The 25,768-nt window shown below is 69.8% G+C and carries 27 protein-coding genes and 2 tRNA genes; 20 read left to right on the forward strand and 9 right to left on the reverse strand.

All coding sequences use genetic code 11. The features are described 5' to 3' along the window. Positions 1–93 precede the first annotated feature (93 nt). The 3 genes from nadA to nadC are packed head-to-tail and all read left to right on the forward strand — an operon-like array spanning position 94 to position 3,543. Positions 94–1,218, forward strand: coding sequence for a quinolinate synthase NadA (nadA, locus tag JRZ79_RS20565; RefSeq protein WP_010903378.1), 1,125 nt, complete (start codon positions 94–96; stop codon positions 1,216–1,218). A gap of 2 nt (positions 1,219–1,220) precedes the next feature. Next, positions 1,221–2,750, forward strand: coding sequence for an FAD-dependent oxidoreductase (locus JRZ79_RS20570; protein ID WP_205252107.1), 1,530 nt, complete (start codon positions 1,221–1,223; stop codon positions 2,748–2,750). Then, entirely contained in the window at positions 2,737–3,543 is an 807-nt protein-coding gene (gene nadC / locus JRZ79_RS20575) for a carboxylating nicotinate-nucleotide diphosphorylase (RefSeq protein ID WP_205252108.1), read from the forward strand. The genes JRZ79_RS20570 and nadC overlap by 14 nt, the downstream gene beginning before the upstream one ends. Here the strand turns inward: nadC and JRZ79_RS20580 are convergent, their stop codons facing one another. Then, positions 3,544–4,335, reverse strand: coding sequence for a TrmB family transcriptional regulator (locus JRZ79_RS20580; RefSeq protein WP_205252109.1), 792 nt, complete (start codon positions 4,333–4,335; stop codon positions 3,544–3,546). A gap of 102 nt (positions 4,336–4,437) precedes the next feature. On the opposite strand from JRZ79_RS20580, the gene hsmR reads away from it, so the two are divergent. Beyond that, positions 4,438–4,776 carry a multidrug efflux SMR transporter protein HsmR gene (gene hsmR / locus JRZ79_RS20585; protein WP_010903382.1) on the forward strand — a complete coding sequence of 113 codons (339 nt, stop codon included), beginning with the start codon at positions 4,438–4,440 and terminating at the stop codon, positions 4,774–4,776. 2 nt (positions 4,777–4,778) lie between these two features. On the opposite strand, the gene gpmI is transcribed toward hsmR, so the two are convergent. Together gpmI and JRZ79_RS20595 are read right to left on the reverse strand one after the other, a co-directional pair. After that, on the reverse strand, positions 4,779–6,305 hold the full coding sequence (gpmI, locus tag JRZ79_RS20590) for a 2,3-bisphosphoglycerate-independent phosphoglycerate mutase (RefSeq protein ID WP_205252110.1): 1,527 nt from the start codon (positions 6,303–6,305) through the stop codon (positions 4,779–4,781). Positions 6,306–6,422: 117 nt separating this feature from the next. Next, entirely contained in the window at positions 6,423–6,677 is a 255-nt protein-coding gene (locus tag JRZ79_RS20595; RefSeq protein WP_010903384.1) for a hypothetical protein, read from the reverse strand. A gap of 411 nt (positions 6,678–7,088) precedes the next feature. Here JRZ79_RS20595 and JRZ79_RS20600 point away from each other — a divergent pair, with 411 nt between their 5' ends. From JRZ79_RS20600 to JRZ79_RS20610, 3 genes are read left to right on the forward strand one after another with little or no spacing between them, the layout of a single operon-like run. Beyond that, the gene (locus tag JRZ79_RS20600; protein ID WP_205252111.1) at positions 7,089–8,327 is read left to right on the forward strand and encodes a DNA double-strand break repair nuclease NurA; all 1,239 of its coding nucleotides are present in this window, start codon (positions 7,089–7,091) and stop codon (positions 8,325–8,327) included. Between the two features lie 43 nt (positions 8,328–8,370). Beyond that, positions 8,371–9,120 carry an ABC transporter ATP-binding protein gene (locus JRZ79_RS20605; RefSeq protein ID WP_010903387.1) on the forward strand — a complete coding sequence of 250 codons (750 nt, stop codon included), beginning with the start codon at positions 8,371–8,373 and terminating at the stop codon, positions 9,118–9,120. Then, positions 9,121–10,728 carry a hypothetical protein gene (locus tag JRZ79_RS20610; RefSeq protein ID WP_205252112.1) on the forward strand — a complete coding sequence of 536 codons (1,608 nt, stop codon included), beginning with the start codon at positions 9,121–9,123 and terminating at the stop codon, positions 10,726–10,728. A gap of 7 nt (positions 10,729–10,735) precedes the next feature. Here JRZ79_RS20610 and JRZ79_RS20615 read toward each other — a convergent pair whose 3' ends face one another. Continuing rightward, entirely contained in the window at positions 10,736–11,083 is a 348-nt protein-coding gene (locus JRZ79_RS20615; RefSeq protein WP_205252113.1) for a hypothetical protein, read from the reverse strand. 102 nt (positions 11,084–11,185) lie between these two features. Between JRZ79_RS20615 and JRZ79_RS20620 the strand changes: the two genes are divergently transcribed. Both JRZ79_RS20620 and JRZ79_RS20625 read left to right on the forward strand, forming a co-directional pair. Further along, entirely contained in the window at positions 11,186–12,985 is a 1,800-nt protein-coding gene (locus JRZ79_RS20620) for an ATP-binding protein (RefSeq protein ID WP_205252114.1), read from the forward strand. 48 nt (positions 12,986–13,033) lie between these two features. Further along, on the forward strand, positions 13,034–13,459 hold the full coding sequence (locus tag JRZ79_RS20625) for a universal stress protein (protein WP_012289398.1): 426 nt from the start codon (positions 13,034–13,036) through the stop codon (positions 13,457–13,459). 37 nt (positions 13,460–13,496) lie between these two features. Here the strand turns inward: JRZ79_RS20625 and JRZ79_RS20630 are convergent, their stop codons facing one another. After that, the gene (locus tag JRZ79_RS20630; protein WP_205252115.1) at positions 13,497–14,651 is read right to left on the reverse strand and encodes a KaiC domain-containing protein; all 1,155 of its coding nucleotides are present in this window, start codon (positions 14,649–14,651) and stop codon (positions 13,497–13,499) included. 122 nt (positions 14,652–14,773) lie between these two features. On the opposite strand from JRZ79_RS20630, the gene JRZ79_RS20635 reads away from it, so the two are divergent. Then, complete coding sequence (locus JRZ79_RS20635) at positions 14,774–15,622, forward strand: NAD(+)/NADH kinase (RefSeq protein WP_205252116.1); 849 nt, start codon at positions 14,774–14,776, stop codon at positions 15,620–15,622. A 48-nt stretch (positions 15,623–15,670) separates the two neighbouring features. Continuing rightward, a complete protein-coding gene (gene mptA, locus JRZ79_RS20640) occupies positions 15,671–16,606 on the forward strand; it encodes a GTP cyclohydrolase MptA (RefSeq protein ID WP_010903394.1) in 936 nt (311 codons plus the stop codon). A 47-nt stretch (positions 16,607–16,653) separates the two neighbouring features. On the opposite strand, the gene JRZ79_RS20645 is transcribed toward mptA, so the two are convergent. From JRZ79_RS20645 to JRZ79_RS20655, 3 genes are all read right to left on the reverse strand, one after another. Beyond that, positions 16,654–17,514, reverse strand: coding sequence for a DUF4870 domain-containing protein (locus tag JRZ79_RS20645; protein WP_012289400.1), 861 nt, complete (start codon positions 17,512–17,514; stop codon positions 16,654–16,656). A gap of 105 nt (positions 17,515–17,619) precedes the next feature. Continuing rightward, a complete protein-coding gene (locus JRZ79_RS20650; protein ID WP_010903396.1) occupies positions 17,620–18,420 on the reverse strand; it encodes a TrmB family transcriptional regulator in 801 nt (266 codons plus the stop codon). 290 nt (positions 18,421–18,710) lie between these two features. Beyond that, positions 18,711–20,291, reverse strand: coding sequence for a DUF255 domain-containing protein (locus JRZ79_RS20655; protein ID WP_205252117.1), 1,581 nt, complete (start codon positions 20,289–20,291; stop codon positions 18,711–18,713). Between the two features lie 100 nt (positions 20,292–20,391). On the opposite strand from JRZ79_RS20655, the gene JRZ79_RS20660 reads away from it, so the two are divergent. From JRZ79_RS20660 to JRZ79_RS20680, 5 genes are all read left to right on the forward strand, one after another. Continuing rightward, positions 20,392–20,952, forward strand: a complete 561-nt coding sequence (locus JRZ79_RS20660) for an FxsA family protein (protein ID WP_205251009.1) — start codon at positions 20,392–20,394, stop codon at positions 20,950–20,952. A 74-nt stretch (positions 20,953–21,026) separates the two neighbouring features. After that, positions 21,027–21,100 (forward strand) — tRNA-Ile (locus tag JRZ79_RS20665). Positions 21,101–21,291: 191 nt separating this feature from the next. Further along, positions 21,292–21,612: a hypothetical protein gene (locus tag JRZ79_RS20670; RefSeq protein WP_227970882.1), complete on the forward strand. Its 321-nt coding sequence runs from the start codon at positions 21,292–21,294 to the stop codon at positions 21,610–21,612. A 237-nt stretch (positions 21,613–21,849) separates the two neighbouring features. After that, positions 21,850–22,056 carry a hypothetical protein gene (locus JRZ79_RS20675; RefSeq protein WP_012289403.1) on the forward strand — a complete coding sequence of 69 codons (207 nt, stop codon included), beginning with the start codon at positions 21,850–21,852 and terminating at the stop codon, positions 22,054–22,056. Positions 22,057–22,087: 31 nt separating this feature from the next. Then, a complete protein-coding gene (locus JRZ79_RS20680; protein WP_010903401.1) occupies positions 22,088–22,354 on the forward strand; it encodes a hypothetical protein in 267 nt (88 codons plus the stop codon). 9 nt (positions 22,355–22,363) lie between these two features. Here JRZ79_RS20680 and JRZ79_RS20685 read toward each other — a convergent pair whose 3' ends face one another. Beyond that, on the reverse strand, positions 22,364–23,401 hold the full coding sequence (locus JRZ79_RS20685) for an Lrp/AsnC family transcriptional regulator (protein ID WP_010903402.1): 1,038 nt from the start codon (positions 23,399–23,401) through the stop codon (positions 22,364–22,366). Between the two features lie 110 nt (positions 23,402–23,511). On the opposite strand from JRZ79_RS20685, the gene JRZ79_RS20690 reads away from it, so the two are divergent. From JRZ79_RS20690 to JRZ79_RS20705, 4 genes are all read left to right on the forward strand, one after another. Beyond that, positions 23,512–24,570 carry an anthranilate phosphoribosyltransferase gene (locus tag JRZ79_RS20690; RefSeq protein ID WP_205251011.1) on the forward strand — a complete coding sequence of 353 codons (1,059 nt, stop codon included), beginning with the start codon at positions 23,512–23,514 and terminating at the stop codon, positions 24,568–24,570. 67 nt (positions 24,571–24,637) lie between these two features. Continuing rightward, positions 24,638–25,180 (forward strand): peptidylprolyl isomerase, encoded by a 543-nt coding sequence (locus JRZ79_RS20695; protein WP_012289404.1) that lies wholly within the window; start codon positions 24,638–24,640, stop codon positions 25,178–25,180. A gap of 46 nt (positions 25,181–25,226) precedes the next feature. Continuing rightward, positions 25,227–25,568, forward strand: a complete 342-nt coding sequence (locus JRZ79_RS20700; protein WP_010903405.1) for a hypothetical protein — start codon at positions 25,227–25,229, stop codon at positions 25,566–25,568. Positions 25,569–25,646: 78 nt separating this feature from the next. After that, a tRNA-Leu gene (locus JRZ79_RS20705) sits at positions 25,647–25,729 on the forward strand. Positions 25,730–25,768: the final 39 nt, after the last annotated feature.

Below are 25,768 nucleotides of genomic sequence, written 5' to 3' on the forward strand. Positions count from 1 at the left end.
CGGTGAGTCTCCCAGTGGCAGTATTGAAGAACTAATCTTTTCATTGTGGAGTTCTGAAGTGGTTATTACACTGGTGAACTGAACGTGGCACAAATGGACACGTCGTCGTTCGAGACCGACCTGAGTCTCTTCAAATACGACGACCTCGAAGCACTTCCCGATGAGTACCGTGAGTTGACACCAACAGCGCGCACCGAGCGCATCGAGGCGGCGCGCGCCGAACTCGGCGACGACGTCGTGGTGTTGGGCCACAACTATCAGCGCCGCGAGATCGTCGAGCACGCCGACTTCGTCGGCGACTCCTACCAGCTCTCGAAGGAGGCCGCCAACGCCGACGCCGACTACGTCATCTTCGGCGGCGTGACGTTCATGGCCGAGAGCGCGGACATCATCACCGACGACAGCCAGTCGGTGATCCTGCCGTCGATGGAGGCCTCCTGCCCGATGGCGGGGATGGCCGAAGCCCTCCAGGTGGACGCCGCGTGGGCGGACATCACCGCCGCCGCCCCCGACGAGACCATCATCCCGATCACGTACATGAACAGCTACGCCGACCTGAAGGCGTTCTGTGCCGAACAGGGCGGGCTGGTCTGTACGTCCTCGAACGCGCACCGCGCCTTCGAATGGGCGTTCGAGCGCGGCGACAAGGTGTTGTTCCTGCCCGACAAGCACCTCGGCGAGAACACCGCCCACCGCCTCGGCATGGCGGACGCGACCGTCGAGTGGGACCCCTGGGCCGCCGAGGGGAAGACCGCCGAGGAAGTCGCCGACGCCGACATCGTCCTCTGGGACGGCTACTGCCAGGTCCACGAGCGGTTCACGCCCGAGCACGTCGCCGAGGTCCGGGCGGACCACGAGGACGCCAACGTGGTCGTCCACCCCGAATGCCGCCGGGAGGTCGTCGAAGCGGCCGACGTCGTGGGGTCGACCGCAACGATCACCGAGACCGTCGCGGACGCCGACCCGGGGGAGACGTGGGCCATCGGCACCGAGATCCACCTGGCCAACCACCTCCAGCGCTGGCACCCCGAGGTGAACGTCGTCCCGCTGTGCGGGGACGCCTGCATGGACTGCAACGCGATGCGCCAGATCGACCCGAACTACCTCGCGTGGGTCCTCGAAGAACTCGTCGAAGGCCGCGAGCGCAACGTCATCGAGGTTGACAGCGAGGAAGCGGAGTTGGCACAGGTGGGCCTCGACCGCATGCTCGAACTCTGACGATGACCGACGCCACCACCACCGACGTACTCGTACTTGGATCGGGCATCGCGGGGTGTGGGGCCGCGCTGGCCGCCGCCCGCGAGGGCGCGAGCGTGCTCGTCGCGACGAAGGCCCAACAGCCCGCTGACGCCAGCACCGACTGGGCACAGGGCGGCATCGCCACCACCCGTGACGACCCCGAGTCGCTGAAACGGGACATCCTGGCGGCCGGCGACGGGGAGGCCGACCCCGAGGCCGTGGACGCACTCGTGGGCGACGCCGCCGCGGCCGTCGAGGACGTGCTCGTGGACACGCTGGGCGTGCCCTTCGATGGCGAGGAGGGGTTCGACTACGCCCGGGAGGCCGCCCACTCGGCGGCGCGCATCCTGCACGTGGACGCCGCCACGGGCCACCACATCCTGGGGCCGTTCCTCCGACACCTCGACGCCCACGAGAACATCGACATGCTGGAGGACGCCGCCGCCCTCGATCTGATCACCGACGAGGGGGCGGTGACCGGCGCGCTGCTCGACCGCAGCCCCCGAACGGGCGACCGCGCCGAGACTGGGGTGCCGGTGTTCGCCGGATCGACGGTGCTCGCGACGGGCGGCATCGGCGACCTCTATCGGCGCTCGACGAACCCGCGCGGATCGACGGGCGACGGCGTCGCGATGGCCGCGCTGGCCGGGGCCGACATCACCGACGCCGAGTACGTCCAGTTCCATCCGACCGCCTACGACGACGCCGACCCGTTCCTGGTCTCGGAGGCGGTGCGGGGCGAGGGCGCGCTCCTGCGGAACGCCGACGGCGAGCGGTTCATGCCGGACTACCACGAGGACGCCGAGCTCGCGCCCCGCGACGTGGTCGCGCGTGCCGTGGCAGCCGAACGGGACGCCACGGGCGAGGTCAGGCTGGACGTCTCCCCGCTCGCGTTCGCCGAGGAGTTCCCCGGGCTGGCGGAGTCCTGCGCGGACCGCGGCGTCGACTGGGAGACCGGCATCCCGGTTGCGCCCTGCGAGCACTTCCTCTGTGGCGGCGTGGCCGTCGACACGGTGGGGCGGACGAGCCTCGACCGGCTGTTCGCGGTCGGCGAGTGCGCCCGCACGGGCGTCCACGGCGCGAACCGGCTGGCGTCCACGAGCCTGCTTGAAGGGCTCGTTTGGGGGCTGCGCGCCGGCGAGACGGCGGCCGGTGACGGTCGCGCGCCGGCACCGAGCGAGCCGCCCGAGCTGCGGGACCGCGACCCCGACCTTCCCGACGGGTTCGCCGCCGAGAAGTTCCGGCGGCTGCGCCGCGTGATGGACGAACACGTCGGCCTCCGGCGCACCGGCGCGGACCTCCAGCGCGCGCAGGGCGTGCTCCGCCGGCTCAAAGGCGAGGTCGATTCGTACGCCCGCACGCGGACGAGTCGTGACCTCTACCAGCTCCGGAACGCCGCCGTCGTCGGGCTGCTGATCGCGCGGGCCGCCGGTGAGAACCCGGAGAGCGCCGGCTGCCACCACCGCAGCGACGAGGCTGCCGCCGAGGAGGCCCCCGATGCCGGTCACTGACGCCGACGTGGAGCGGTGGCTGCGCGAGGATCTCGGCCACCACGACGTGACCAACGACGTGCCCGGCGAAACCACGGGCCGACTGGTCGCCAAGCAGGCCGGCGTCGCCGCCGGCCTCGACGCCGCCGTGCGGGTCTTCGAGTATCTCGGCTGCGAGGCCGACGCCCCCGCGGCGGCCGGCGACCGGATCGACGCCGGCGACACCGTGCTCCGGGTTTCGGGGGCCGCACAGAGCGTGCTCCGGGCCGAGCGCGTCGCCGTGAACGTCGCCGGCCACGCGTCCGGCGTCGCGACGAAGACCCGGCGCGCGGTCGCCGCCGCCCGCGAGGCGAGCGACGACGTGGCGATCGCGGGCACCCGGAAAACCACCCCCGGGCTGCGGGGCGTCGAGAAGCGCGCGGTGGTCGCGGGCGGCGGCGACACCCACCGCCTGGACCTCTCGCACATGGTGATGGTGAAGGACAACCACGTCGCCGAGCTCGGCCTCGAAGGAGCCATCGAGCGGTTCCGGGGAGCGAAGAGCTTCGCGACGAAACTCGACGTGGAGGTCGAGACCCCCGAGGACGCGCCCCGGGCCGCCGACGCCGGCGCGGACATCGTCCTGCTGGACAACATGACGCCGGCGGAGACCGAGCGCGCCGTCGACCTGCTCGACGGCGCGGCGCTCGCGGAGGCCAGCGGCGGCATCACCGTCGACGACGTGCCCGCGTACGCGGCCACGGGGGTCGATGTCATCTCGATGGGGGCGCTGACCCACTCCGCGCCCACCCTCGATCTCTCCTTCCGGACGTAGTCAGCGGAGCGCGGACAGCGTCTCGGCGCGCTCCCACGCCCGCTCGAAGCGGTCCTGCAGCCGCGCCAGCAGGGCGTCGTCGCGGAGTTCCACCGCGCCGAGGCGCTCGCCCTCGTCGAGAGGGTGGGGCACGTGGAGGTAGACGCGGTCGTCGTCCACGAGATCGAAGGTCGCAGCGAGGGCCGTGGTGACGCGCAGCGACACGGCCTCGCGGTCGAGGTACGCGTCGCGGACCGCCGCCGGAACCGTGTCGAGGACCGGCGCAGCCACGAGCACGCGCACCGACTGCTCGGTTGGCAGCGTCTCGTCGAACGCCGCGATCTCGGCGTCGTAGCGGTCCCAGGGCGCGCCGAGGTAAGGGCGACTCATGGCCGACCGGACCTCGTCGCTGGCGTCTTCGAACACCTGGCGGGTGAGCGAGACGGCCGTCTCGCCGCCGAGTGGGGCGGTCCAGAAGCGGCTCTCGGTCGGCGGGACGGCCGCGAGTTCGTCGCCGAGGGCGGCCGCGAGGCGTTCGTAGCGGTCGGTCTGCTCGGCGAGTTCCCGCTTGCGCTCCGCCAGCAGCCGGTCGGCCGCCGTCTCGGGGTCAACCGCACAGTACCGTGTCGGCTCCCCCGGCCGCGTCTCGACGAGGTCGCGCGCCGCGAGGCCGTTCAGCACGTCGTAGACGCGTCCCATGGGGACGCCGCTGGCGTCCGAGACGGCGCGCGCCGTCGACGGGCCGCGCGCCAGCAGGGCGCGGTAGCACTGCTCTTCGTATCCCGAGAGCCCGAGTTCGGCGAGCCGCGACATACCGGGCTGCGGGCGGCCGGGCCGCAAGTAGCTGCCGGAAACGCGCTACAAGTGGCACCACGTTCGGAAACGCACTTTCCCCGGCCGAACGACACAGCAGTCATGCATCCATACGCGTATCTGGCGGCGGCGATCGCCGCGGAGGTGGCCGGCACGACCGCGCTGAAACTGTCCGAGGGGTTCTCGAACCCCGCGCCGAGCGTCGTCGTGCTCGTGGGCTACGTGAGTTCGTTTTACTTCCTCGGCCTCGTCCTGGAGGAACTCCCGGTCGGGGTGGTGTACGGGACGTGGGCGGCCGTCGGCATCGTCGCGACGGCGCTCGTCGGCGTGGTCGTGTTCGAGGAGTCGGTCGACGTGGCCGGTGTCGTCGGGCTTGCGCTCATTGTCGCGGGCGTCGTCGTGTTGAACGTCGCCTCGGACGCCTACACGCCGGCGCACTGAGGTCACTCCAGCAGCGACGCCCCCGTCATCACGGTCGGCCGGTCGATGCCGAGCACGTCCAGCAGCGTCGGCGCGATGTCCCGGAGCGCGCCGCCGTCGCGGACGGCCGCGGTGTCGCCGGACGCGGGCGGAAGCGAGACGAACGGCACGGGGTTGAACGTGTGGGCGGTGTGTGGGTCGGCGGGCGTCCCCAGGTCGTCGGCGTTGCCGTGATCGGCCGTGAGGAAGGCGTGTGCGCCGGCGTCGTTGAGCGCGGGCACGAGGCGGCCGAGTTCCCGGTCGACGGCTTCGACGGCCTCGATGGCGGCGTCGAAGTCGCCGGTGTGCCCGACCATGTCGGGGTTGGCGTAGTTCAACACGAGCACGTCCGGGTCGTCGCCGGCCAGCGCGTCCAGCACGGTGTCGGTGACCGCGGGCGCGCTCATCGCGGGCTGCTCGTCGTAGGTCGGCACGTCCGGGCTGTCCACGATCGTCCGCGTTTCGCCGTCGAACGCGACCTCGCGGCCGCCGTTGAGGAAATACGTCACGTGGGCGTACTTCTCCGACTCCGCGACCCGGAGTTGGGTGTGGTCGTGGGCTGCGAGCACCGCCCCGAGCGTGTCCGTGGGCTCCGCGGCGGGGAACGCCACCGGGCAGTCGAACGTCTCGTCGTACTCGGTCATCGTCACCACCGGCACGGCCGGCGGGTTCGTCTCGATGCCGTCGGCGTCCCAGTCGGCGGGGTGGATGTCCGCGAGCAGCCGGGTGAGCTGGCGGGCGCGGTCCGCCCGGAAGTTCGCGAACACCACGGCGTCGCCGTCGCTGAGCGCGGCGCCGCCCTCGATGGTCGTGGGTTCGACGAACTCGTCGGTGTCGCCGCGCTCGTAGGAGTCAGTGACGGCGTCGACCGCGGCAGCGGCGTGATGGGCGACCCCGCCGGACCGCGTGATGGCGTCGTACGCGCGCTTCGTGCGCGCCCAGTTCTGATCGCGGTCCATCGCGTAGTACCGCCCGGAGACGGACGCCACGTCGCCGGTGCCGTGCTCGTCGGCGACGGCTTCGAGGTCGGCGAGGTAGTCCTCGCCGCCGGTCGGCGAGGTGTCCCGGCCGTCGGTGAACGCGTGCACGGCCGCCTCGACGCCGCGTCCGGCGGCGCACTCCACGAGCGCGTGGATGTGCTGTTGGTCGGCGTGGACGCCGCCGTCCGAGACCAGGCCCATGACGTGCAGCGTGCCGCCGGTGTCGGCGACGTGGTCGAGTGCGCCGGAGATGGCGTCGTTCCCGCAGAGGTCGCCCGCGGCGATGGCGTCCTCGATGCGCGTGTACGCCTGCTTCACGACGCGGCCCGCGCCGATGGTGAGGTGGCCGACCTCGCTGTTGCCCATCTGGCCGTCGGGCAACCCCACGTCCCGGCCGGACGTGGTCAGCGTCCCGAACGCGCCTCGTTCGGCGTACTCGTCGAAATTAGGGGTGTCGGCGGCCCGGACTGCGTCGCGTCTGTCGTGATCGCCGAGGCCCCAGCCGTCCAGAATCACAAGCGCGGCCTGCATGTACGGGGCTGTGGCAGCCGGGAGTATGTAGGTGTCGTGTCGCTGCCCGCCGCGAGCGTGGCCGCCCAGTCGACGCGGCTTCGGAACGGCGTTCGGGACGAGCGCGTCCAGCGGGCGTTACGCGTCGTCAGCGGGGCGCTCGTCGTTGTCGAACTCGGCGCCACACTCGCCACACACCATGTGGTCGGTGGGGGCGGTGCGCTGGGGGGCGACGACGCCGCAGTCCGGGCAAACGCTGTAGGGGCGTTCGTCTGCGGGGGCGCCGGGGTCGACGTCGACGTGAATCCAGGCGTCGGGGTTGGTCTCGTCGTAGAGTTCGACGCCGCTGTCGGTGCGCCGCCAGTTCACCGAGTTCGCGCGGTGTTGCTGCATCCACGCTTGGCTACCCTCCCGACGAAGTTAAGAATTCTGACAAAAGTTGCTTCGGTCGCGAGTAAACGACAGAGCGCGCCGCAGTCGTGCTCGATCCCCCGTCGTGTCACGTCGTCTCGTTCACGTGCCGAATCGCGGCTTCGTTCACGTGAAACAGCGACTCCAGCGGAACACCGTCGGCGCTTCGTTCAGGTGTCCCCGAAGGGTACGAACGCTTAGCTTTCACGGGGAGACCTGATTCGGGGACGGCCCATGGTTGTACACCCAGACGCAGTTCTCGATGGTTTTGCGAGGCTGAGCGGGATTTGTACCACCACACTCAGGCGTTTATTGGTTGGCGTCATCAATGTCGCACAGTGCAGCCGGGCCTGACCACCGGTGTATTAGGAGGTCCGCCCCCGAGCAGTGAGCATGACCCTCGACCCCGTCCACTTCGACGGCATCGCGGACCTCGCCGCGCACATCACACACGAGGTGGACGCCGAGGAACACCGCGACCTCGCCGACGAGACGTGGCGCGAGTTCCTCGACCCCCTCTACGGCGACGACGGCCCCGTCCTCGAACCCGTCGACGACCTCGCGAAACGCGCCGCCCCGATCGAGGAGCTCGCACTCCAGCCCGACGCCTTCGACACCGCCCACGGCCTCGACTCCGGCACGATCAACCCTCGGACGTTCACCAACGGCCTCGTTCTCGACCTCGCGCAGGCCGCGATGAGCGCGACCCCCTCGGAGCTGGACTGCCACCGCGCCCGCACCACCATCACCAGCGTCCACTCCAACGACGCCAGCGTCGACACGAGCACCGACTGGCAGACACACGACGAGGGCTACTGGCGGGGCCGCATCGTCCACACCACCCCGCTGGCCCGCGACCAGGAGCGCGTCGTCCACGGCCTGGCGCTCTACCTCGCGGAGAGCCATCACGCTCGCGAACACGCCCATCGCGTCGAGGACCTGCTGTTGCTCGACGGCCCCGTCTATCCCAAACAGCTCGTGAACTGGGCCGACCGCCACGCCAGCCTCGCGGACCTCGTCACGCAGAACGAGCTCGTCGGCGAAGTGCTTGAGAACTACGTCCGGCTCGTCGAGGACTTCGCCGACCGGGGTGTCCCGCTGGCCGGCTTCGTGAAAAGCCCCGCGAGCCAGGCGCTCGTGCGCGCGCTCCGCGACCGCGGCCGCCCCACGCCGTGGGCCACCGACGCCGCGTTCTTCGGCCAGGTGCTTGAGCGCCGCGAGTTCGACGGGGACGACCACCACCGACGCACCGACGAGCTCACGTGGACGTGCTGGTTCACGTCCACGCTCGGCGCTGACGGCGTGTTCGCCGACGCCGACGCGCTCGGCGTCGACCGCGAACTGGACGCCGCCTGTTACGAGGTGGCGTTTTTCGTCGTCTACGACCCCCGCACGGATCTCGTGCACAGGGTCGAGGTGCCCCGCGTGTTCGCCGACGACCCCGACTGCCGGGCGGCGGTCGAGCGCTACGTCACCAGCCAGGTCGCTGCCGAAGCCGGCCCCCCGAAACCAGTGGGGAAAGCCGACGAGCTCGCGCGCATCAGCAGCGACGAGAAACAGGAGCTCGTGCGCAAGCTCGAACGGGTCGTCGGCAGCCGCGAGGACCGGAACTACGACGACCACCGCTGGTAGCCGGCGGGCGGTTTTATACGGCCGGCCGGAGGACCGCCGAACGATGACCGACCGCGCAATCGAAGCACGCGCCCTCACGAAGCGGTACGGTGACACGACAGCCATCGAGCGGATAGATCTCGCGGTCCCCAGCGGCTCGGTGTACGGCTTCCTGGGGCCCAACGGGGCCGGGAAAACGACGACCATGCGGATGCTCACGACGCTCGTGGAACCGACCAGCGGCACCGCCACCGTCGCCGGCGTTGAGGTAACCGACCGAGCGTCGGTGGTTCCGAACATCGGCTACCTCCCCGAGGAGCCGCCGCTGCACGCCGAGCTCACGGCGCGCGAACAGCTCCGATACATCGCGGGGCTCCGGGATATCCCCGACCCCCGGGCCGAACAACGCATCACGGACCTCCTGGAGCGGTTCTCGCTGGGCGACGACGCCGACCGCCGCATCTCGACGTACTCCAAGGGGATGAAACAGAAAACCGGCATCATCCAGGCGATGCTCCACGACCCCGACGTGCTCTTCTTGGACGAACCCACTTCGGGACTCGACCCGCGCGCGGCGCGCACCGTCCGGGACACCATCGCGGATCTCACCGCCGGCGACGCCACCGTCTTCCTCTCGACGCACATCCTGCCGGTCGTCGACGACCTCGCGGACACCGTCGGCGTGCTCTACGACGGCAGCCTCGTCACCGAAGGCCCGCCGGACGCCCTCAAGCAGCGCGCCGAGGCCGGCGACGAGCGCACCCTCGAAGACGTGTTCCTCACCGTCACTGGCGGCATCGACGGGGCGGCGTAGATGCCCGGCGTTCCGGACACCCACCACGCCGCCCGCATCGCAGCCACCCAACTCCGCATCGGCTGGCGGAAACTCCGCGGGAAGAGCGTCACCCACCACTTCGCGGTCGGCCTCGCCGTCGTCGCCGTGACCGCCATGACCCCGGGGATCACCTGGGTGGTGTACGCCAATGCGCAGTCGGTTGTCGACGGGGCCAGTGCGATCGGCACCCTCGTGCCCGCGGGCATCGGCGTGGTCACCGTCGTGATGACCGCCTACCTCACCGTGCTCCAGATCGGTGACATCGATGTCCGTGACGGCTACCTCACCACCGTCCCCGCCCGCGACGTCGTGGGGGGGCTGCTGGCCGCGGGGTACGTCCGCGTCGCGGGCATGTTCGTGCCGCCGTTGCTCGTGGCCAGCGTCGGGCTTGCCGGCGGCGTGGGGCGGCCGCTGGCGCTCCTCTCCGCGCCGATCGCCGTGCTCGCGCTCACCACGACCGCGTACCTCGTCGGGTTCCCCATCGGCATGGTCATCGCGTACGCCCTCGGGCAGTCGGCGTTCGTCGACCGGTACAAGGGCGCGCTCGGCGCGGGGGCGTTCGTCGCGTACCTCGCGTTGCTGCTCACGGACTCCCTCTGGACCGTCGCCGGGCCGGTCATCGAGGCCGCGCGTGCGTCCCCAGTGGCGTGGTACACCGACCTCGCGCTGATCACGGTCCCCGGGGCCGACGCCAGCGCGCTCCGCGCCGGGGCTGCCCTCGCCGGGTCGATGGGTGTCGCCGCGCTCGGCGTGCTCGCAAGCGTTCGCGTCTCGGAGCGCCGGTGGTACGACGACGGCGCGCACGCCGACGTCCGCACGACCGACTCCGCACGCGGCGGCCGCCTCGACGGCGTGCTCGGCCGCCCGGCGGCGTGGGTAGCACGCAAAAGCTGGCTGCGGGCGCGCCGCGCCCCGATCAAGCTCCTCTACGTCGTCTACCCCGTGTTCGTGCTGTTCGGCCCCATTCAGAACAGCATCGCGGCGGGGCGGGTCACGGCCACGCTGCCCGCGACGCTCACCCTGTACGCCGCCTGGGCGACCGGCGCGCTGTTCGCCCTCAACCCGCTCGGCGACGAGGGCGCGGTTCTCCCGGTCACCGCCACCTCGGGCGTCGCCGGCCGTGAGGTCGTGGCCGGCCTGGTCGCCGCCAGCGCGCTCGTTGGCACCCCCGTCTCGATCGTGCTCGCGGTCGTGTTGGGCGTCCTCAGCCCCCTGTCGTCGGTCGCGGTCGCGTGCCTCGCCGTTGGCGGCGTCGTCCTCCCGGCGCTCGCCGCGACGGTCGCCGCCGGCGTCGGCGCGTCCTTCCCGAAGTACGAGGCCACAAGCATGACCCGCAGCCGGGAAGTCGTCGTCCCGTCGCTGTGGTCGTTCGGCGTCTACACGATCGTCTTCCTGCTGTCCGCGGGCATCGCCACCGGCGCTCAATCCCCCGCGGTCGGGAGCGTCCTCGGTGGCGCGCTCGGGGTCTCGACGGCGGTCGTCCACGTCGCCGGGCTCGCCGTCGGCCTGGCCGTCGCCGGTGCTTGCGCTGTCGTCGCCGGCCGCAACGCCGTCCGCGCCTTCGACGGCTACACCGCGGACGGCTGACCCGCGCTCAGAACTCGGCGTCGGCCTCGTGTTCCTGCACCACTGTCACGTCAACCGTCTCGGGGTTCACGCCGATGCGCGCGAACTGCGTGCGCACGTGCTCGCGGGCCGCCTCCAAGGCCGCGTCCCGCGTCTCGAACCCGCGGGGCATCGGCGACTCGAAGGCGACGTGCACGTCCTCGCCGTCGACGCGCTGGACCTGCCCGCCGCTGTCGACTTCGTAGAACTCGTCGCACACCCAGACGTAGGGTGCCGCCTCGTCGGGCGCTCCCTTGAACGACGGCGCGGTCTCCCCGCGCTCGTACAGCGTTCCCGTCAGGGCGGTTCCGCCCGCCGACCCACGAACCAGCAGCATGCCGGCGCTAGCACGGCGACACACAAAAGACCGCGGGCCACCGGGGGCTGGGCCGTGCGGGCAGGGGAAAGCGGTTAGTCCGTGCGCCGCCACGGCTCGTCCATGAGCGACCTCGGGGACTTCGCGGACCACGGCCGCGACGACGACGAGCGTGGTGGCGACGACGACCCCGCCCCAGCGGACGACGACTTCGACCGCCCGACACTCGAAGCCACCGGGAGCGACGACGGCCTCGGCGCGCTCGCCGTCTCGGAGGGGCTGCGCATCCACGAAGACGGCCAAGAGACGGCGCTGAAGGCGTACGTCACCGCCGGCAACCGGGCGGCGGTCCGGCTGGGAACCTACCTCGTCGCGCCCTACCCGGGCGGGGAGACGCTGTTCTGCAAGATCACCGGCCTCGAATACGTCCAGGCGTTCGAGAGCGACGACGCCACCGAGATCCACGCCCGGCGTGCGATGCGCTCGGACGGCGTCGACGAGGCGGACTACAAGTTCCTCGCTGAACTCGATCCGGTCGCCGTCCTCTCCGAGGAGGGCGACGACATCACGCGCCGGATGCCCGACCGCGTCCCGAAACCCGAAACCGTGGTTCGGGCGGCCGACGACGCGGCCGAGATCAAGGCCGGGCTGAAAATCCCCGCCGACGGCGTGTTCCTCGGGCACCTCTCCGTCGGCGGGGAGAAGGTCCGGACGGCGGCCGACCCGCCGACCATCGACTACCGGGTGAAAGACGGCGACGAGGCGGGCGACCCGCTCGTGTTTCGTCACACCCTCATCGCGGGCGGCACGGGCTCCGGGAAGACCCACGCTGCGAAGAACGTGCTCCGGCAGTACCTCCACGAGGACCGCCGGTACCCCGTCGACTCCGGCGGCCCCGAACGCCGGATGGCGGTCGTCCAGTTCGACCCCCAAGACGAGTACGCCCAGATGCACGACGACAACCCCGACGCCGACGCCAGCGACCGGCGCCAGTGGGAGACACAGGGGCTGGCCTACGGCGGCCACGACGACACCGTCGCATTCGTCCCGAAGGTCGGCTCGGCGTCGTACGCTGCCGACCACCACGCCGCCGAGCAGGTCGCGTTCACCGTACCGTTCTCGATGGTGCGGGACAACCACTGGCTGGTCGCCTCCAGCGGCCTCAACGAAAACCAGTACGGCGCGCTTCACCTCCTGCTCGACCGCTTCTTCGGTCAGTACGGCGAGTCCGGCACCTACCGCGAGTTCTGTGCGTTCCTCGACGACCCCGCGCTGAAGGAGGAACTCGACGAGTCCGGGCACGTCCACGAGAAGTCCTACGAGGCCGTCCTGCGCCGGGTGAACGGCATGCCCAACGGCCTGTTCGACCAGGACGCGCGGTCCATCACGGCCCTCGTCGAGGACCGCGAGTTCGTGCAGCCGGGCCGCCTCTCGGTGGTGCCGACCTACCACATCAGCAACTCGCGGGCCGCCGAAACGGTGGTGCTCGCGGTGTCCAGCCTGCTGGTGGACCAGAAGCTCTCGAACGACCCGAGCTACGAGCCCATCAAGGAGACGCCGCTGCTGGTGGGGATGGACGAGGCGCACAACTTCCTCTCGGACGCCGACAGCGTGCAGGCCCGGAAAGTCGTCGGGAAGTTCACCGAGGCCGCCAAGCAGGGCCGCAAGGAACGCCTGGGGCTGTTCCTCATCACCCAGGACCCCCAGGACATCGCTGGTCCCGTGTTCAAGCAGGTGAACACGACGGTCGTGTTGAACCTCGGCGACGAGGACGCGATCCAGGCGGTGAACATTCCGGCCACGTTGCAGTCGAAGGTGCCGTACATGAACACCGGGCAGATGGTGGTGTACTCGCCGGACAACTCCGAGCCCGTGGAGGTCCAGGGGCTGGCGACGTGCGTGACGCGCCACGGTCGCGACTGATAGGAACGAGCCTCGGTGTTTATGCGTTCGGCAGCTGAATCCCCATGCATGCCCCGAGTTTTGGTGCCGATCGATGGATCGCCGCAGGCGGAAACCGCGATCAATCACGCCCTCACGGAGTTCGATGACGCGACGATCACCGTGCTGAACGTCATCGACCCGATCGAGGCCGGATACACCTCGCAGGCGGCGGTACCAGGATACTCCGAGGAGTGGTTCGAGCAGTCGAAGGCCGCCGCCGAGGAGCTGTTCGCTGACGCGCAGGAGGCCGCCGACGAGTACGACACGACCCTGGAGACCGCCACGGAGGTCGGGCGGCCCAGTCGCACCATCGTCTCCTACGCCGAGGAAAACGACATCGACAAGATCGTGATGGGGAGCCACGGGCGCTCGGGCGTGACCCGGATCCTGCTTGGGAGTGTCGCCGAAAACGTCGTTCGGCGGTCGCCGATTCCGGTGACGATCGTCCGGTGACGCCGCGGCCGCCACGCCGAGGACCGCGGGCCCGCAGCTAGAAGATGTTGGCCTGCCGGTAGACCGAGATCCCCTCGTGGGTGATCTCGTAGGGTTTGGTCTCCCGGGAGTGGTTTGCGTCCCGGATCTTCTGAATCTCGACGGCCAGACGGGTTTCGCGGAAATCCTCCGGGCGGATGTAGCGCAACACCACGACGGCGTCAGTGAGGTACTCGATGACGCCGTACCGCGAGGCAAACGGGTTGTCCTCGCTGGCTTCGCTGGTGAGCATCGTGGTGACGCCCGCCTCCTTCAGCGCCGTGGTGAAGTCGTAGATCTCGGTGCGGCGCGTGGACTGGTCGTCGTACATCATCTCCAGCAGGGAGACCGAATCCAACACCAGCCGGCTGGCACCGAACTCCTCGACGAGCCGCGGGAGTTCGTTGCGGATGCTGGTGAGGGAGTTCGCCATCTCGATCGGGTCGATGTCCACGACCGCGAGGTTCCCGCGGTCGGCGTGCTCGGAGAACGCCCACCCCTTCTCGTCGGCGCTCTGAATGACCCGCCCCCGGGACTCTTCGAGCGTGATGAAGACCGCGCGCTCCCCGTTGGAGAGCGCCTCGTGGAGGAACTGCAGCCCGAACGTGGTTTTGCCGGTGCCGGCTTCGCCGACCGCAACCAGCAGCGAGCGCTCGGGAACGCCGCCCTGAACCATCTCGTCGAGCCCCTCGATGCCGACGTTGATGCGTGGGATGTCGGAGTCGAACTCCGGATCCTCGAAGTCGCCGCCGCCGCCGGGGGCGTCGGTGCCCTCGACGTCGAACCCGAACGTGCGCGTGCCGCCGCTGTTGTCGTCGGCCAGCCCGTCGGGGGGCTGTGCGGGCGTGCTGTCGGCACCGGCGAACGCGTCGGCGAAGTCGTCGTCGAAAAGCCCCTCCTCGCTGCCGGGGCCGTCGCCGCTGGGCGTGTCGTCTTCGGTCCCGAAGGCGGTCGCAAACGTCTCCGGGTCCGCCGAGTCGGCGTCCGCGGCGGTGCTGGGTTCGTCTCGGGCGCGCCCGATGTCGGCGTCCGGCGGTGCGTCGGCGTCCACGTCGCTTGCATCGTCGGTCTCGCTGGCGTCGTCGTCGTCGTCGGCTGCGAACGCGGCTTCGAACCAGTCGCCGTCGGACCCATCGTCGTCGTCGTCGCTCCCGGCGGCGGTGTCGTCAGCCACAGTGTCGCCCCCGGGCCGTGCCCGAACGCACTGTCGGCGTCATGTTTCGGGCGAAGACGGGGAGGGAAAAGTAGTTTCCGCCGCCCGCGGGTTTTTCAAGTGCCGGCGTCCCAGGGAGACGTATGCACGTCGGCATCGTCGCCCAGCGCGGCAACGAGCGCGCAACCTCGCTTGCGGGGGAGATCCGCGAGCAACTGCGGGCGCTTGAGGTGACCGTCTGGGTTGACACGGCGACCGCGGAGGCGCTCGCCTGCGCGGGCGAATGCGGGCGGGACACCACGGCGTTCACGGACTGCGATCTCGTGGTGTCGATCGGCGGTGACGGAACGTTTCTGTTCGCCGCGCGGGGCGCGGGGGCGACACCGATCCTCGGCGTCAACCTCGGTGAGGTCGGGTTCCTGAACGCGGTCGCGCCGGCCGACGCCGTCGAAGCGGTCCGAGAGGAGGTCAACCGCTACCGGGAGACGGGTGCGGTCCGGTGCCGGGAGGTCCCCCGGGTCGTGGCGGCCGGCGACGGCTGGGCGAGCACGCCCGCGCTCAACGAGGTGGCGATCCAGGGCGAGCAGCGCGGCCACGGCCACGGCGTGGCCGTCGATGTGCGCGTCGACGGCTCCCAGTACGAGGCGACGCGCGCCGACGGCGTGCTCGTGGCGACGCCGACCGGCAGCACGGCGTACAACCTCAGCGAGGGCGGGCCGCTGGTGCAGCCCAGCGTGGACGCGCTCGTCGTCACGGAGATGTGTGGGGCTGACGCGCTCCCGCCGCTGGTGACCGGGCTGGACAGCGAGATCCGGATTCGCGTGGAGACACTCGACGACGGCGGCGAGGGGCGCGTCGTCGTGGCCAGCGACGGTGGGCGACTGACCCGCGTGGACCCGCCCGTGGAGATGACCGTGACGGCGGCCGCCGAGCCGGCGCGAGTGGCCGGGCCGGCGGCGGATTTCTTCGAGGCGCTGAGCAAACTGGAGTGAGTGCCGGAACGGAAAGTGGTATTGAGCCTCCCGACGTACGCCCGGCCAATGAGTCAGCAGCTGCCGGACGTGCAGGCAACCGAGCCTGACGTATCAGTTGGCCTGAGCGAAGTCGGCGTCACGGGCGTGGAGAAACTCGTCGAGATCGCGCGCGAGGACGACCGCCCGATCGTGCTGATGGCGGAGTTCGAGGTGTACGTCGATCTGCCCCGGGGACGGAAGGGCATCGACATGAGTCGGAACATGCGCGTGATCGACGAAACGCTCGAAGACGCGGTTCGGGAGCCGATCTACCGCGTCGAGGAGATGTGTGGGGAGGTCGCCGAGCGGCTGCTTGAGAAACACGACTACACGACGACGGCGACCGTCGAGATGAACGCCGAGTTGATGCTGCGCGAGGAGACGCCGGCGTCTGACCTGCCGACCCAGGGCACCATCGACATCATCGCCTCGGCGACGGCCCAGGAGGACGCGCCCACCCGCGAGGAGATCGGCGCGCGCGTCGTCGGCATGACAGTGTGTCCCTGCAGCCAGCAGATGATGAGCGAGACCGCGCGCCGGAAACTCGCCGAGCTCGGCGTCGGCGAGGACGCCGTCCGGGAGTTCCTGCGCGACGTGCCGCAGGCGGGGCACAGCCAGCGCGGCCACGCCACGCTCACCGTCGAAGCCGGTGGCGATCCGGACGTGAACCTGATGGATCTCGTGTCGGTTGCGCGGGACTCGATGAGCGCGCGCATCTACAACACCGCGAAACGCCCCGACGAGGACCACATGACCTACGAGTCCCACGCGAACGCGAAGTTCGTCGAGGACTGCGTGCGGTCGATGGCCCGCGGCGTCGTCGAGGAGTTCGACCACCTCCCCGAGGACGCAGTCGTGACGATGAAGCAGTCCAACGACGAGTCCATCCACCAGCACAACGCCCACGCCGAGCGCGTCGCCGAGTTCGGGCAGCTCCGCGAGGAAGTCGGCAGCGGCGAGTAATCGGCGAGTCGGCCGGCAGTCAGTTCTACTTCGTCCGGTCGTCGGCCTCAGGTGAGTCGTTCGATGACGGACGCGGCCAGCGGGTACGACCACGGAGCCCCCATGGCTGCTCGCCACGTGGCGAAGGCCGCGAGGGGGATGGTCGCGACGACCGCCAGCAGCGCCACCACGACGAGCGCGACCGACCCGGTCTTGGCGGCCGCGTCGAGCGCCGGCGGGAACAGGGGCCCGGAGACTGTGTATCCGTAGAACTGGCCGTCCATCGCATAGAGGAAGCTCGGGACGGCCAAGACCGTCGCGAACGCGAGCACGGACAGCGACCAGTTCAGCGCGTTCCGGGCGTTCGCTCTCGTGAACGAGTGCTCGCTGGCCGCGAACACCACGGCGGCGACACCGCCGAACGCGAGGGCGGCGCCGGCGATGTCCGACGTCAGTACGTAGGCGCCAGCGGCGGCGGCGAGCGCGAGCACGTGGACGGAGACACCGGCGACGGAGCGGGCGGTGGCGTCGCCACCTGCAGCGGGTTCCGGCCCGGCAGCGGCGGTCCCGCGGGTGGCGGCATAGAAGCGCCGGCCGAGGTACGCGACGCCCACCAGAACGACGGCGGCAGTGGTGTTACTGGCCACCAGGTAGGCGGCAAGTGCTGCGAGTGCGCCACCGCCGACCCAGAGCCAGCGGGACGGCGACCACGGGTCCGCACTGGCGCGCGCGACACCGATGTCGACGTACAGCGCCGCGAAGAACACCGGCACGAGGAGCGTCTGCAGGACGACGAACAGAACGAAGCCGACGAGCGCGAACGGGCCCGCGGTGAAGATGTCCAGAGCCCAGTTGGCGCTGATCACGTCCAGGGCCAGCGAGAGCAGCGTGACAGCGGTGATGACGAACAGCGAGCGACTCGAACGCACGCGGGGAAGGTTCCCGCAGACTCCGATAAAACTTTCTTTAGAACACAGGGCGAGATAATCCGCCTCGGCGTGGCACCGGCCCGCGGGGTGTACCCGCCGACGGACTCACCCGAGCGTCGTCGAATCGCCCCAACTCTCCTCGAAGGCGGCGCGGACGTCGGCGGCGAACTCGCGGTCCTGGAGGTCGATGGTGGCGAACGCTTCGCCGGGCTGGACGGGGTTCGAGACCTCAAGGCAGACTTCCGCGCCGTCGATGATGGTGACGTTGCCGTCGATGCTGTCGCCGATGCGGACCTCGTAGGTGGGGTCGTCGGCGAGCGCGTCGATGTATCGCTCGTTGACGTCGTGTGGCATGCAGTCCGCGAGATCCGACGACAACAGCACCGAAACGTCGACGCCGCGCTCGACGGCGACCGCGAGCCGGTCGAACACCTGGCTGGATACGTCGTCGAGGTCGAATCCGGAGGCGGGCGTCCCCGAGACCAGCGTGATCGTGTCCTGGGCGGCGTCGATGCGCTCCAGCCACAGATCCAGCGCGGCCGCCGGGCCGAGTTCCGCCGTCCAGAAGCCGTCTTCGGGGGCTTTCGGGTGATCGAGTTCGCGCGCCAGCGTGTCAACGACGTTCTCGTACTGGGTGGCTTTCTCCTGGAGCTCGCGCTTGCGGTCCTCAAGCAGTCTGTTGAGCGCCGTCTCGGGTTCGACGGCGACGTATTTCTTCGGCCGGCTGGCGGCCTGGCTGCGCACGAGGTGTTGGGATTCGATGCTGCCAAGCACGTCGTAGATGCGTCCCATCGGAACGCCGCTGGCCGACGACAACTCCTTGGCGGTTGCTGCGCCGATGCGCAACAGGGATCGGTAAGCGTTGGCCTCGTACTCCGAGAGCCCCAAGTCCCTCAAGTCGGACATGGTGCGTCAATTCAAGACACGCCGTGAAAAACGCTCCGACAGTTTATAATCGGCAGCACTTGCCGGGACTGGACGGCGTATGCGGCGTCACGGCCTGGCGCGCCAGACAACGACGTACGGGAGATCACCGAGGAGTTCGTTAACGTCCGGGGCGGTGTCCGAGGGGGAGCCGGGCTCGTCGTGGGCCATCACGTAGCGGATCGGTCGCCAGCGACTTGAATCCCGCTCCAGAGGCCTATATAGCGGGCAAGAGACCGGAAACGGCCGGCGACCGCCGGGCGGCGGGATGGCTACTGCGCTGTGTCGGCAACGAGCGCCGCGAGCGCGCTCGGGGTGGCGACCGCGTCGGTGTCGCCGTCGGCAGTGTCGAGCCACGCGGTCCCCGGGTCGCCGTCCGCATCGACGGCGACCACCTTCTCGTGGTCGGCCATGCGGAGCGCGGCCCGATGGAGCTCGCTGCCGGGGTCGTCGGCCACCCGGATCACCAGCGGGCGAGTGCTGAGGCGGGCGGCGGCGGTCGCGTACCCCGCAACTTGGACGCCCATGCGCTCGGCGGCCCCCGCGAACGCGGCGATGGCGTCCCGCGCGGCGTCCCGGTAGCGCGCCTCACCGGTGAGGTAGGAGAGGTCGACGAGCGCGTCCGCCATCGCGGCCGTGTCGTCGATAGGGCGCAGTGGCTCGTCGAGCAGCCCAGCACCCGTCTCGGGGCCGTCGACGAACGCGCCGGTGTCGTCCTGGAGGTCCGCGATCGCGCGGTCGGCGACCGCGCGTGCCGGCTCCAGGTACGCCGGATCCAACACTTGCCCCGCCGTCGTGAACGCACCAGCGACGCGCGCGCGGTCGGCGAGCAGGCCCACGGGCGCGGCCGCTCCTGCGTAGTGTCGAACCGTGTCGTCCACGAGCAGTTCGTCGGCGATGTAGTCCAGGGTACGCTCGGCGTACCGGGTTGCACGGTCGTCGCCCGTGTACGCGGCAAGCGACAGCAACGCGTCGGCGGCCAGCGCGTTCCCGTCGGCGTACGCGGCGTCGTCGACGCCGCCGTCGGGGGTTTCGCCCGCGCCGAACGCCGCGCCCGTCCAGAGCGTTTCAGTGAGGTAGTCCAGGACGCCAGTGGCCGCCCCGCGGTACTCGTCGTCGCCGGTGGTGAGGTAGGCGTGCGCGAACGCCGCGAGCATGCCGGCGTTCACCGAGAGGGTGCGCTCCGTCTGCGGGTCCGACCAGTCGCGGCCGTGCGCGAACCGGAAACACCCGCCGTCGTCGCCCACGAGATGGCGGCGGATCGCGTCCAGGGTGCGCAGCGCGCGGTCCCGGTCGCGCTTCAGCGCGAACGACACCGTCTCTGGCAGGGGGAACTTCTCACTGGTCCCCCAGCCGGCGTGCTCGCTGTCGTACTGGTCGGCGAGCTGGCCCGCAACCAACCCCTCGATGTCGCCCGAAAGCGGCGCCGCCGGTGGCTCGCCACCGGACAGCGCGCGCGGCACGCTGCCCGCGTCCGCGCCCGCGTCGTCCCAGGTTTCGCGCACCCGCTGGAGGACCTGCCGGAAGCCATCCGGTTCGAGGAACGTCGCGCCCGCGATATGCTCGCCGTCGGGGGTGACGAACACCGTCGACGGGAACCCCCCCATGTTGTACCGCTCGCGCACTCTGGGGCGGCGGGCGGCGTTCACGCGCACCGGCACGAAGTCGTCGTTGATGTTCGCCGCGATCCGGGGTTCGGCGTACGTGCGCTGGGCCATCGCCCGGCAGGACTCGCTCCACGTGGCCACAACCGACACCAGCAGGGGCACGCCGCGCTCGCGGGCGTCCGCGAACGCATCACTCCCCCACTCGCGCCACTCCACGCGCGTTCGGTCGTCGCTGGCGTCGCTCATACGGCAGTACTCCGCGTCGCCACCGGGAAACGGTTTCGGACCGCCGAACGGCACCGGCGGGAGCAGAAAGGCTATCAGGCATGCCCGGCAACCCTCGGGCATGCCTCGCTTTCGGTCGGTGTTTCTTGCGTTGCTGGTGGTGCCGCTCGTGGACGCCGTCTTTCTGGTGTTCGTGGCGGGTGAGCTCGGCTGGCAGCTGACCGTGGCGCTGGTGGTTCTGACTGCCCTGCTGGGAACGCTGTTCGTGCGGGCGGAGGGGCGTGCGACGCTGTCGCGGCTGCAAGCGTCGGTCGCGCGCGGCGACCCGCCGACGAACGAGCTCGTCGACGGCGGGCTGCTGATCGCGGCCGGTGCGTTCCTGCTCACGCCGGGCCTGGTGACCGACGCGCTTGGGTTCCTGATCGTGATCCCGGTCACGCGTGTGGCGTTCCGCTGGGGAGTCAAGCGGTACGTCACCCCGAAGCTCGACGCGAAAACCGGCGGGTTCGTCTCGGGCAACGTCTACACGTTCGGGTTCCCCGGGGGAGACGGCGCGGGCGACGGCGACCCTCGATCCGGGTTCGGCGGCGGCGGCGCGGGCGACGGCGACGACGACACCATCAATCTCGGCGACGACGCCTACGACGTCTCCTTCGAGGACGACGCTGACGACGACCAGTGAGCCGTGGGACCGGCTGCCGTCGTCCGGTCGAAAGGAAACCCTTAATTGTACCACCGGACTACCTCGAAGTGCGCGGGTCAGTAGCTCAACTAGGTAGAGCGCCACTCTGATAAGGTGGAGGCTTGCGGTTCAAATCCGCACTGACCCACTAGCGGTTCGCGCGGCAGGGTTCTTCCGCCGGTGGTTCGAGTCCGTAGCGCTGTCGTTGGTGGCGTCATGCGTTGGGGTCCGCTGAACCCAGGGCTGCACGACTCGGTATCGCGTCCCGCTCGGGAGGTGTGGCCGCCGTCGGGGCGTGGGCACCGAACTGTTTTGACCGCGGGCGTCGATGGTCGTGGTATGAGTGACGGGGGCAACGAGTACGGGAGCGTGAGCGCGGTGGTGGACGAACTCCACGCACGGGCGGCGTCGCTGGCCGAGAACGGGGACGCGCTGGGCGTGGTGTTCCCGCCGTCGTTCATGCAGCGACACACGGACGCCGAGAGCTTCGAGGCGTTCATGGCGGCCAGCCAGTGGTCGGTGTCGTCGCGGGCGGAGTTCGCGGCGATCCCCGAAGCGGCGTTCGACGAGTACGTGGCCGCACGGACGTCGTTCAGTGATTTCGAGGCGATGCTGGGGCAGGCCGGCGAGGAGTGGATGGCGCGCCAACTCGGCGTGTGAACGGCGCGGCGTTTGCACGCGCTGCAACTGCGGCTGTGGGTTAACAACGGTCGGGGCGCTACGGTTTCGTGGGTTCCGCTCGGAGCCCGTGTCTCTGACCGCCCGGGGTGCCCAGTCCGTCAAGCGTGATCCCCCTGCCGACCCCGGTGCGGCTCCCCCTGTACGGAACGCACACAGTGCCATCGCGACCGGTCACGAACCGGGACATTCAGGCGGCTCGAGCCCGAACAGTGACGCGTGAACGACCACGTGAAACTCGCCGCAGTGCTTGCTGGTGGGGTTGTCCTCCCCGGGGTTGCGAGCTATCTGGTCGCGCAGTCCACCACGGGACTGGCCGACGAGGCGGTGTGGGCCGGCGGGTACGGATTGATGGTTCTGACGGTGTGGTACACGTGGATTCGCCCCCTCGATCTGTCCCGGACGGAGGGCGGAACGGAACCTTAAAGAGGATTTCGCGGCCAAATTCGTTCAAAGGATGGTGTTCACGCCCCTGCCGTTGGTCGACAACTTCCTACAGAACTACCACATCGGGCACGTGCTTGCGGTGTTGCTGATCGGCTCCGTGGTCGGAACGCTGCCGCTGGGCAGTCGGAAGATCGTCGCCATCAACACCACCCTGTTCGGGGTGTTGTTCCTGGCGACGCCGGAGTCGCTGCTCGGCGAGACGCCGTTCATGTTCCGGTTCGTCGGCATCGCGTTGCTCGTGATCGCGCCGATCCTCTTCGTGACGGCGCGCGAGTAACCGCCGAGACTACTCGGCGGCGTCAACCAGATCGTCGTAGCGAGCGCCGGTCTGTTTGAGCGTGCGCTTGCTGTACAGCCGCTCGTGTTCGAACGGGAGTTCGGTGGCTGCGAGTTCGTCTATTTTCTCGTCGACAGCGCTGCTTTCCCGACCGTGGATCATCGTGAAGAGGTTGTACTGCCAGTCCTGGTCGGGTCGCCGCGGCCGGTGGTAGCACAGCGTCACGTAGGGGAGTTCGCCGACGGCGACGCCGCGCTCGTCGAGTTCGTCGTCGGGGACGTCCCAGACGACCATGCAGTTGGCGTCGAACCCAGTGACGACGTGGTTGACGATGCAGCCGACGCGCTTGATGCAGCCGTCGGCCAGCAGGCGCTCGACGGCGTCGAGGACGGCGCTGACGTCCGCGTCGATGTCGGCGGCGATGTCCCGGTACGGCGTGGCGGACAGCGGGAACCCGTCCTGGATCGCAAGCAGGAGCTCGGCGTCGAGGGTGGCGAGGTCGCCGGTGGCGGTTTCGCTGATGCGTGTGGCGTCGACGGCGGTGTGGGCCAGTGACTCGCGGGCGAACCGGTCGGAGTTCACCACGGGGAACTCCAGGTCGATGTAGTAGTCCGTGAGCATCGGGAGGTTCAACACCGCACAGCCGGTGCGGTCGGCGATGTCCGCGAGGATGCTGTCGCGTGTCTCCCGGTCGCCGGCGGTCACGACAAACCACTGGTTGTAGCGGTGGGCGCGCTCGTAGTTGTGGTTCACTTGCTGGTAGCCGTTGATGACGTCGGCCACCTCGTCGAAGCGGTCGTCAGGCGCTGCGACCGCCGCCAGCGTCGAGGAGCCGATAACCGGCGGGTTCAGGACCGCGCCGAAGCGCCGGAAGACGCCGTCGTCACGGAGGCTGCGAACGCGGTCGAGGACGTCCGACGGGGTCGTATCGAGGTCGTCGGCCAGCGCCTCGAAGGGGCGTTCGCGGACCGGGAAGCCGCTCTGGTAGTCGTCGATCAGGCGTGCGTCGGTGTCGTCGATGTGGTCGCGCCAATCACCCGAAACCATCACGGGGAGCTACGACCGCCCGCGGTTACTGTGTACCGGTTCCGGCCGGGCGTACCACGATCTGGGAGGAAGTGCGTGGATTTACCCCGGTGTACGCCCAACCGGCGTGTATGGCAGACGAGTACGGCGAGTGGCCGCTGAAGCGCCTGAACACCGAAGTCGTTGCGTCCGGGCCGAAATCCGCGGGGGACATGGACCGCGAGCAGGCCCGCGAGGCGTTCCAGCGCATTCTGGACCTGAAACCGGATCAGACAACGCTCGGCGCGTTCTGGCTGGCGAACCGCTGGAAGAAAAACAACCCCGAGGAGCTCGGCGCGTACGTCGACGTGATGTACGAGGAGAGCCGGCACACGGCGGCCCCTGACGCGGACCCCGTGGACTGCGGGGCGAACTACGACGGGAAGGCGCGGTCGGCGGTGCTCGGCGTTGCTGCGGGCATCGTCGCCGCCGCCGCCGGAACGCCGATCGTCGTGCACTCCGGGGATCACGTCCCCTCACAGAAGGAGGTCGCGTACAAGCACGTCCTGGACGCGCTGGGCGTGCGCACCGAGCTCACGCCGGAGGCGTCGGCGCGGATGGTCGACGAGCACGGCTTCGGGTTCTACTACCAGCCGGCGTTCAACCCGACCGTGGACGCCCTGTGGGACCGCCGCGATAAGATGGGCGTACGGACGTTCGTCAACACCGTCGAGACGCTTGCCAACCCCGCCGACGCGGCCGTCCACCTGGGGTCGTTCTACCACCTGGCGTTCGCCGAGAAGATGGTCGAAACCGTCCGGGAGAGCGAGCACGCCGGCTTCGAGCGCGTGCTCATGTTCCAGGGGCTTGAGGGGTACGACGACGTCCGCCCGGGGTCGACGACCGTCGCCGAGTGGGACGCCGGCAGCGACCTCGCGGATTTCACCATCGAAACCCCCGAGTACGGCATGGACTTCGAGACCGAGGACCTCCACGTCGAGGACGTGGCCGCCGATTCGGCGACGATCACCAAGGACGTGCTGTCCGGCGAGCGCACCGACCAGTTCCACGACGCCGTGCTGGTGAACGCCGCGCTGCGGCTGTACGCGCGCACCGACGTCGCCACGCTCGACGAGGGCATCGAGGCCGCCGAGCGTGTCATCTCCGACGGCACCGCGGAGGCGCTGTTGGCCGACCTGCGGGCGTTCTGAGCGCCGCCACGCGGCGGCGGTCGAGTCGGGAGGGTTTTTCATGCGGCGCGCCGACTGTCGAAACACGATGCCAGTCGACGCCACGGTTCACACGAGCGAGGGCGAATTCGACATCGAACTGTACGACGAGCGGGCCCCCCGCACCGTCGAGAACTTCCTGAACCTCGCGCGCCACGAGCCCGCGGCGGACGCCGACCCGGCGCCGGACACCGTCACCTGGGAGGACCCCGAGAGCGGCGAGATCCGCGGGGATTCGCTGTACGCTGGGGTTTCGTTCCACCGCATCATCGAGGGGTTCATGATTCAGGGCGGCGACCCGACCGGCACCGGCCGGGGCGGCCCCGGCTACGAGTTCGCCGACGAGTTCCACGACGACCTCACCCACGACGGCCCCGGCGTGCTCTCGATGGCGAACTCCGGGCCGGACACGAACGGCAGCCAGTTTTTCATCACCCTGGACGCCCAACCGCACCTCGATGGCCGCCACGCGGTGTTCGGGGCGGTCACTGACGGCATGGACGTCGTCGAAACCATCGGCGATGTCGAGACCGACGCCAACGACGCGCCGGCGTCCGAGATCACCATCGACCGCGTCGAGATCCACGAGTAGACCGCCGACCGAAAGCCGAAAGACCGGTCACGCCCAAGCGTGACCCATGAGCGACGCCGACACCGCGCCGGACCCGAGCGACATCGGCGAAACCGACGCGCCACCGATCGAGGACGCGCCGTACAAGATCATCTTCGAGGCCAACAAGTGCTTCGGCGCGGGGAAATGCGCCGCCGTGTCGGCCAACTGGGAGATGGACATCGGCACCGGGCTGGCCGACCCGGTGGCGTACTTCTTCGACGAGGACGACCTCCAGCACAACATCGACGCCGCCGACGCCTGCCCCGCGAAGAAAGGCGACGGCGTCATTCACGTCGTCGACCGCCGCAGCGACGAGGAGATCGCGCCCGACCCCAGCGGGGACGGCAGCCTGTCCGTCGACTGGTAGCGGCGGACGCGGGCAGCGCCGTGTTCGCGCCGCCGCGTGACCGTAACCCACTTCTCCGCGCCCCCACACTACGGAGATGCGAGGGTGGCCGAGCGGCCAAAGGCGGCGGGCTTAAGACCCGCTCCCGTAGGGGTTCGTGGGTTCGAATCCCACCTCTCGCACTCGTTTTGCGAGCGCTGCCGGCGGCGAGCGCCCCAGCC

It is taken from the genome of Halobacterium sp. BOL4-2, assembly GCF_016917835.2.
In the GTDB taxonomy this organism is placed as follows: Archaea; Halobacteriota; Halobacteria; order Halobacteriales; family Halobacteriaceae; genus Halobacterium; species Halobacterium salinarum.

Coding starts and splice junctions, on each gene's coding strand:
- nadA (WP_010903378.1), top strand. CDS start 94: ATGGACACGTCGTCGTTCGAGACCGACCTGAGTCTCTTCAAATACGAC.
- JRZ79_RS20570 (WP_205252107.1), top strand. CDS start 1,221: ATGACCGACGCCACCACCACCGACGTACTCGTACTTGGATCGGGCATC.
- nadC (WP_205252108.1), top strand. CDS start 2,737: ATGCCGGTCACTGACGCCGACGTGGAGCGGTGGCTGCGCGAGGATCTC.
- JRZ79_RS20580 (WP_205252109.1), bottom strand. CDS start 4,335: ATGTCGCGGCTCGCCGAACTCGGGCTCTCGGGATACGAAGAGCAGTGC.
- hsmR (WP_010903382.1), top strand. CDS start 4,438: ATGCATCCATACGCGTATCTGGCGGCGGCGATCGCCGCGGAGGTGGCC.
- gpmI (WP_205252110.1), bottom strand. CDS start 6,305: ATGCAGGCCGCGCTTGTGATTCTGGACGGCTGGGGCCTCGGCGATCAC.
- JRZ79_RS20595 (WP_010903384.1), bottom strand. CDS start 6,677: ATGCAGCAACACCGCGCGAACTCGGTGAACTGGCGGCGCACCGACAGC.
- JRZ79_RS20600 (WP_205252111.1), top strand. CDS start 7,089: ATGACCCTCGACCCCGTCCACTTCGACGGCATCGCGGACCTCGCCGCG.
- JRZ79_RS20605 (WP_010903387.1), top strand. CDS start 8,371: ATGACCGACCGCGCAATCGAAGCACGCGCCCTCACGAAGCGGTACGGT.
- JRZ79_RS20610 (WP_205252112.1), top strand. CDS start 9,121: ATGCCCGGCGTTCCGGACACCCACCACGCCGCCCGCATCGCAGCCACC.
- JRZ79_RS20615 (WP_205252113.1), bottom strand. CDS start 11,083: ATGCTGCTGGTTCGTGGGTCGGCGGGCGGAACCGCCCTGACGGGAACG.
- JRZ79_RS20620 (WP_205252114.1), top strand. CDS start 11,186: ATGAGCGACCTCGGGGACTTCGCGGACCACGGCCGCGACGACGACGAG.
- JRZ79_RS20625 (WP_012289398.1), top strand. CDS start 13,034: ATGCCCCGAGTTTTGGTGCCGATCGATGGATCGCCGCAGGCGGAAACC.
- JRZ79_RS20635 (WP_205252116.1), top strand. CDS start 14,774: ATGCACGTCGGCATCGTCGCCCAGCGCGGCAACGAGCGCGCAACCTCG.
- mptA (WP_010903394.1), top strand. CDS start 15,671: ATGAGTCAGCAGCTGCCGGACGTGCAGGCAACCGAGCCTGACGTATCA.
- JRZ79_RS20650 (WP_010903396.1), bottom strand. CDS start 18,420: ATGTCCGACTTGAGGGACTTGGGGCTCTCGGAGTACGAGGCCAACGCT.
- JRZ79_RS20655 (WP_205252117.1), bottom strand. CDS start 20,291: ATGAGCGACGCCAGCGACGACCGAACGCGCGTGGAGTGGCGCGAGTGG.
- JRZ79_RS20660 (WP_205251009.1), top strand. CDS start 20,392: ATGCCTCGCTTTCGGTCGGTGTTTCTTGCGTTGCTGGTGGTGCCGCTC.
- JRZ79_RS20670 (WP_227970882.1), top strand. CDS start 21,292: ATGAGTGACGGGGGCAACGAGTACGGGAGCGTGAGCGCGGTGGTGGAC.
- JRZ79_RS20680 (WP_010903401.1), top strand. CDS start 22,088: ATGGTGTTCACGCCCCTGCCGTTGGTCGACAACTTCCTACAGAACTAC.
- JRZ79_RS20685 (WP_010903402.1), bottom strand. CDS start 23,401: ATGGTTTCGGGTGATTGGCGCGACCACATCGACGACACCGACGCACGC.
- JRZ79_RS20690 (WP_205251011.1), top strand. CDS start 23,512: ATGGCAGACGAGTACGGCGAGTGGCCGCTGAAGCGCCTGAACACCGAA.
- JRZ79_RS20695 (WP_012289404.1), top strand. CDS start 24,638: ATGCCAGTCGACGCCACGGTTCACACGAGCGAGGGCGAATTCGACATC.
- JRZ79_RS20700 (WP_010903405.1), top strand. CDS start 25,227: ATGAGCGACGCCGACACCGCGCCGGACCCGAGCGACATCGGCGAAACC.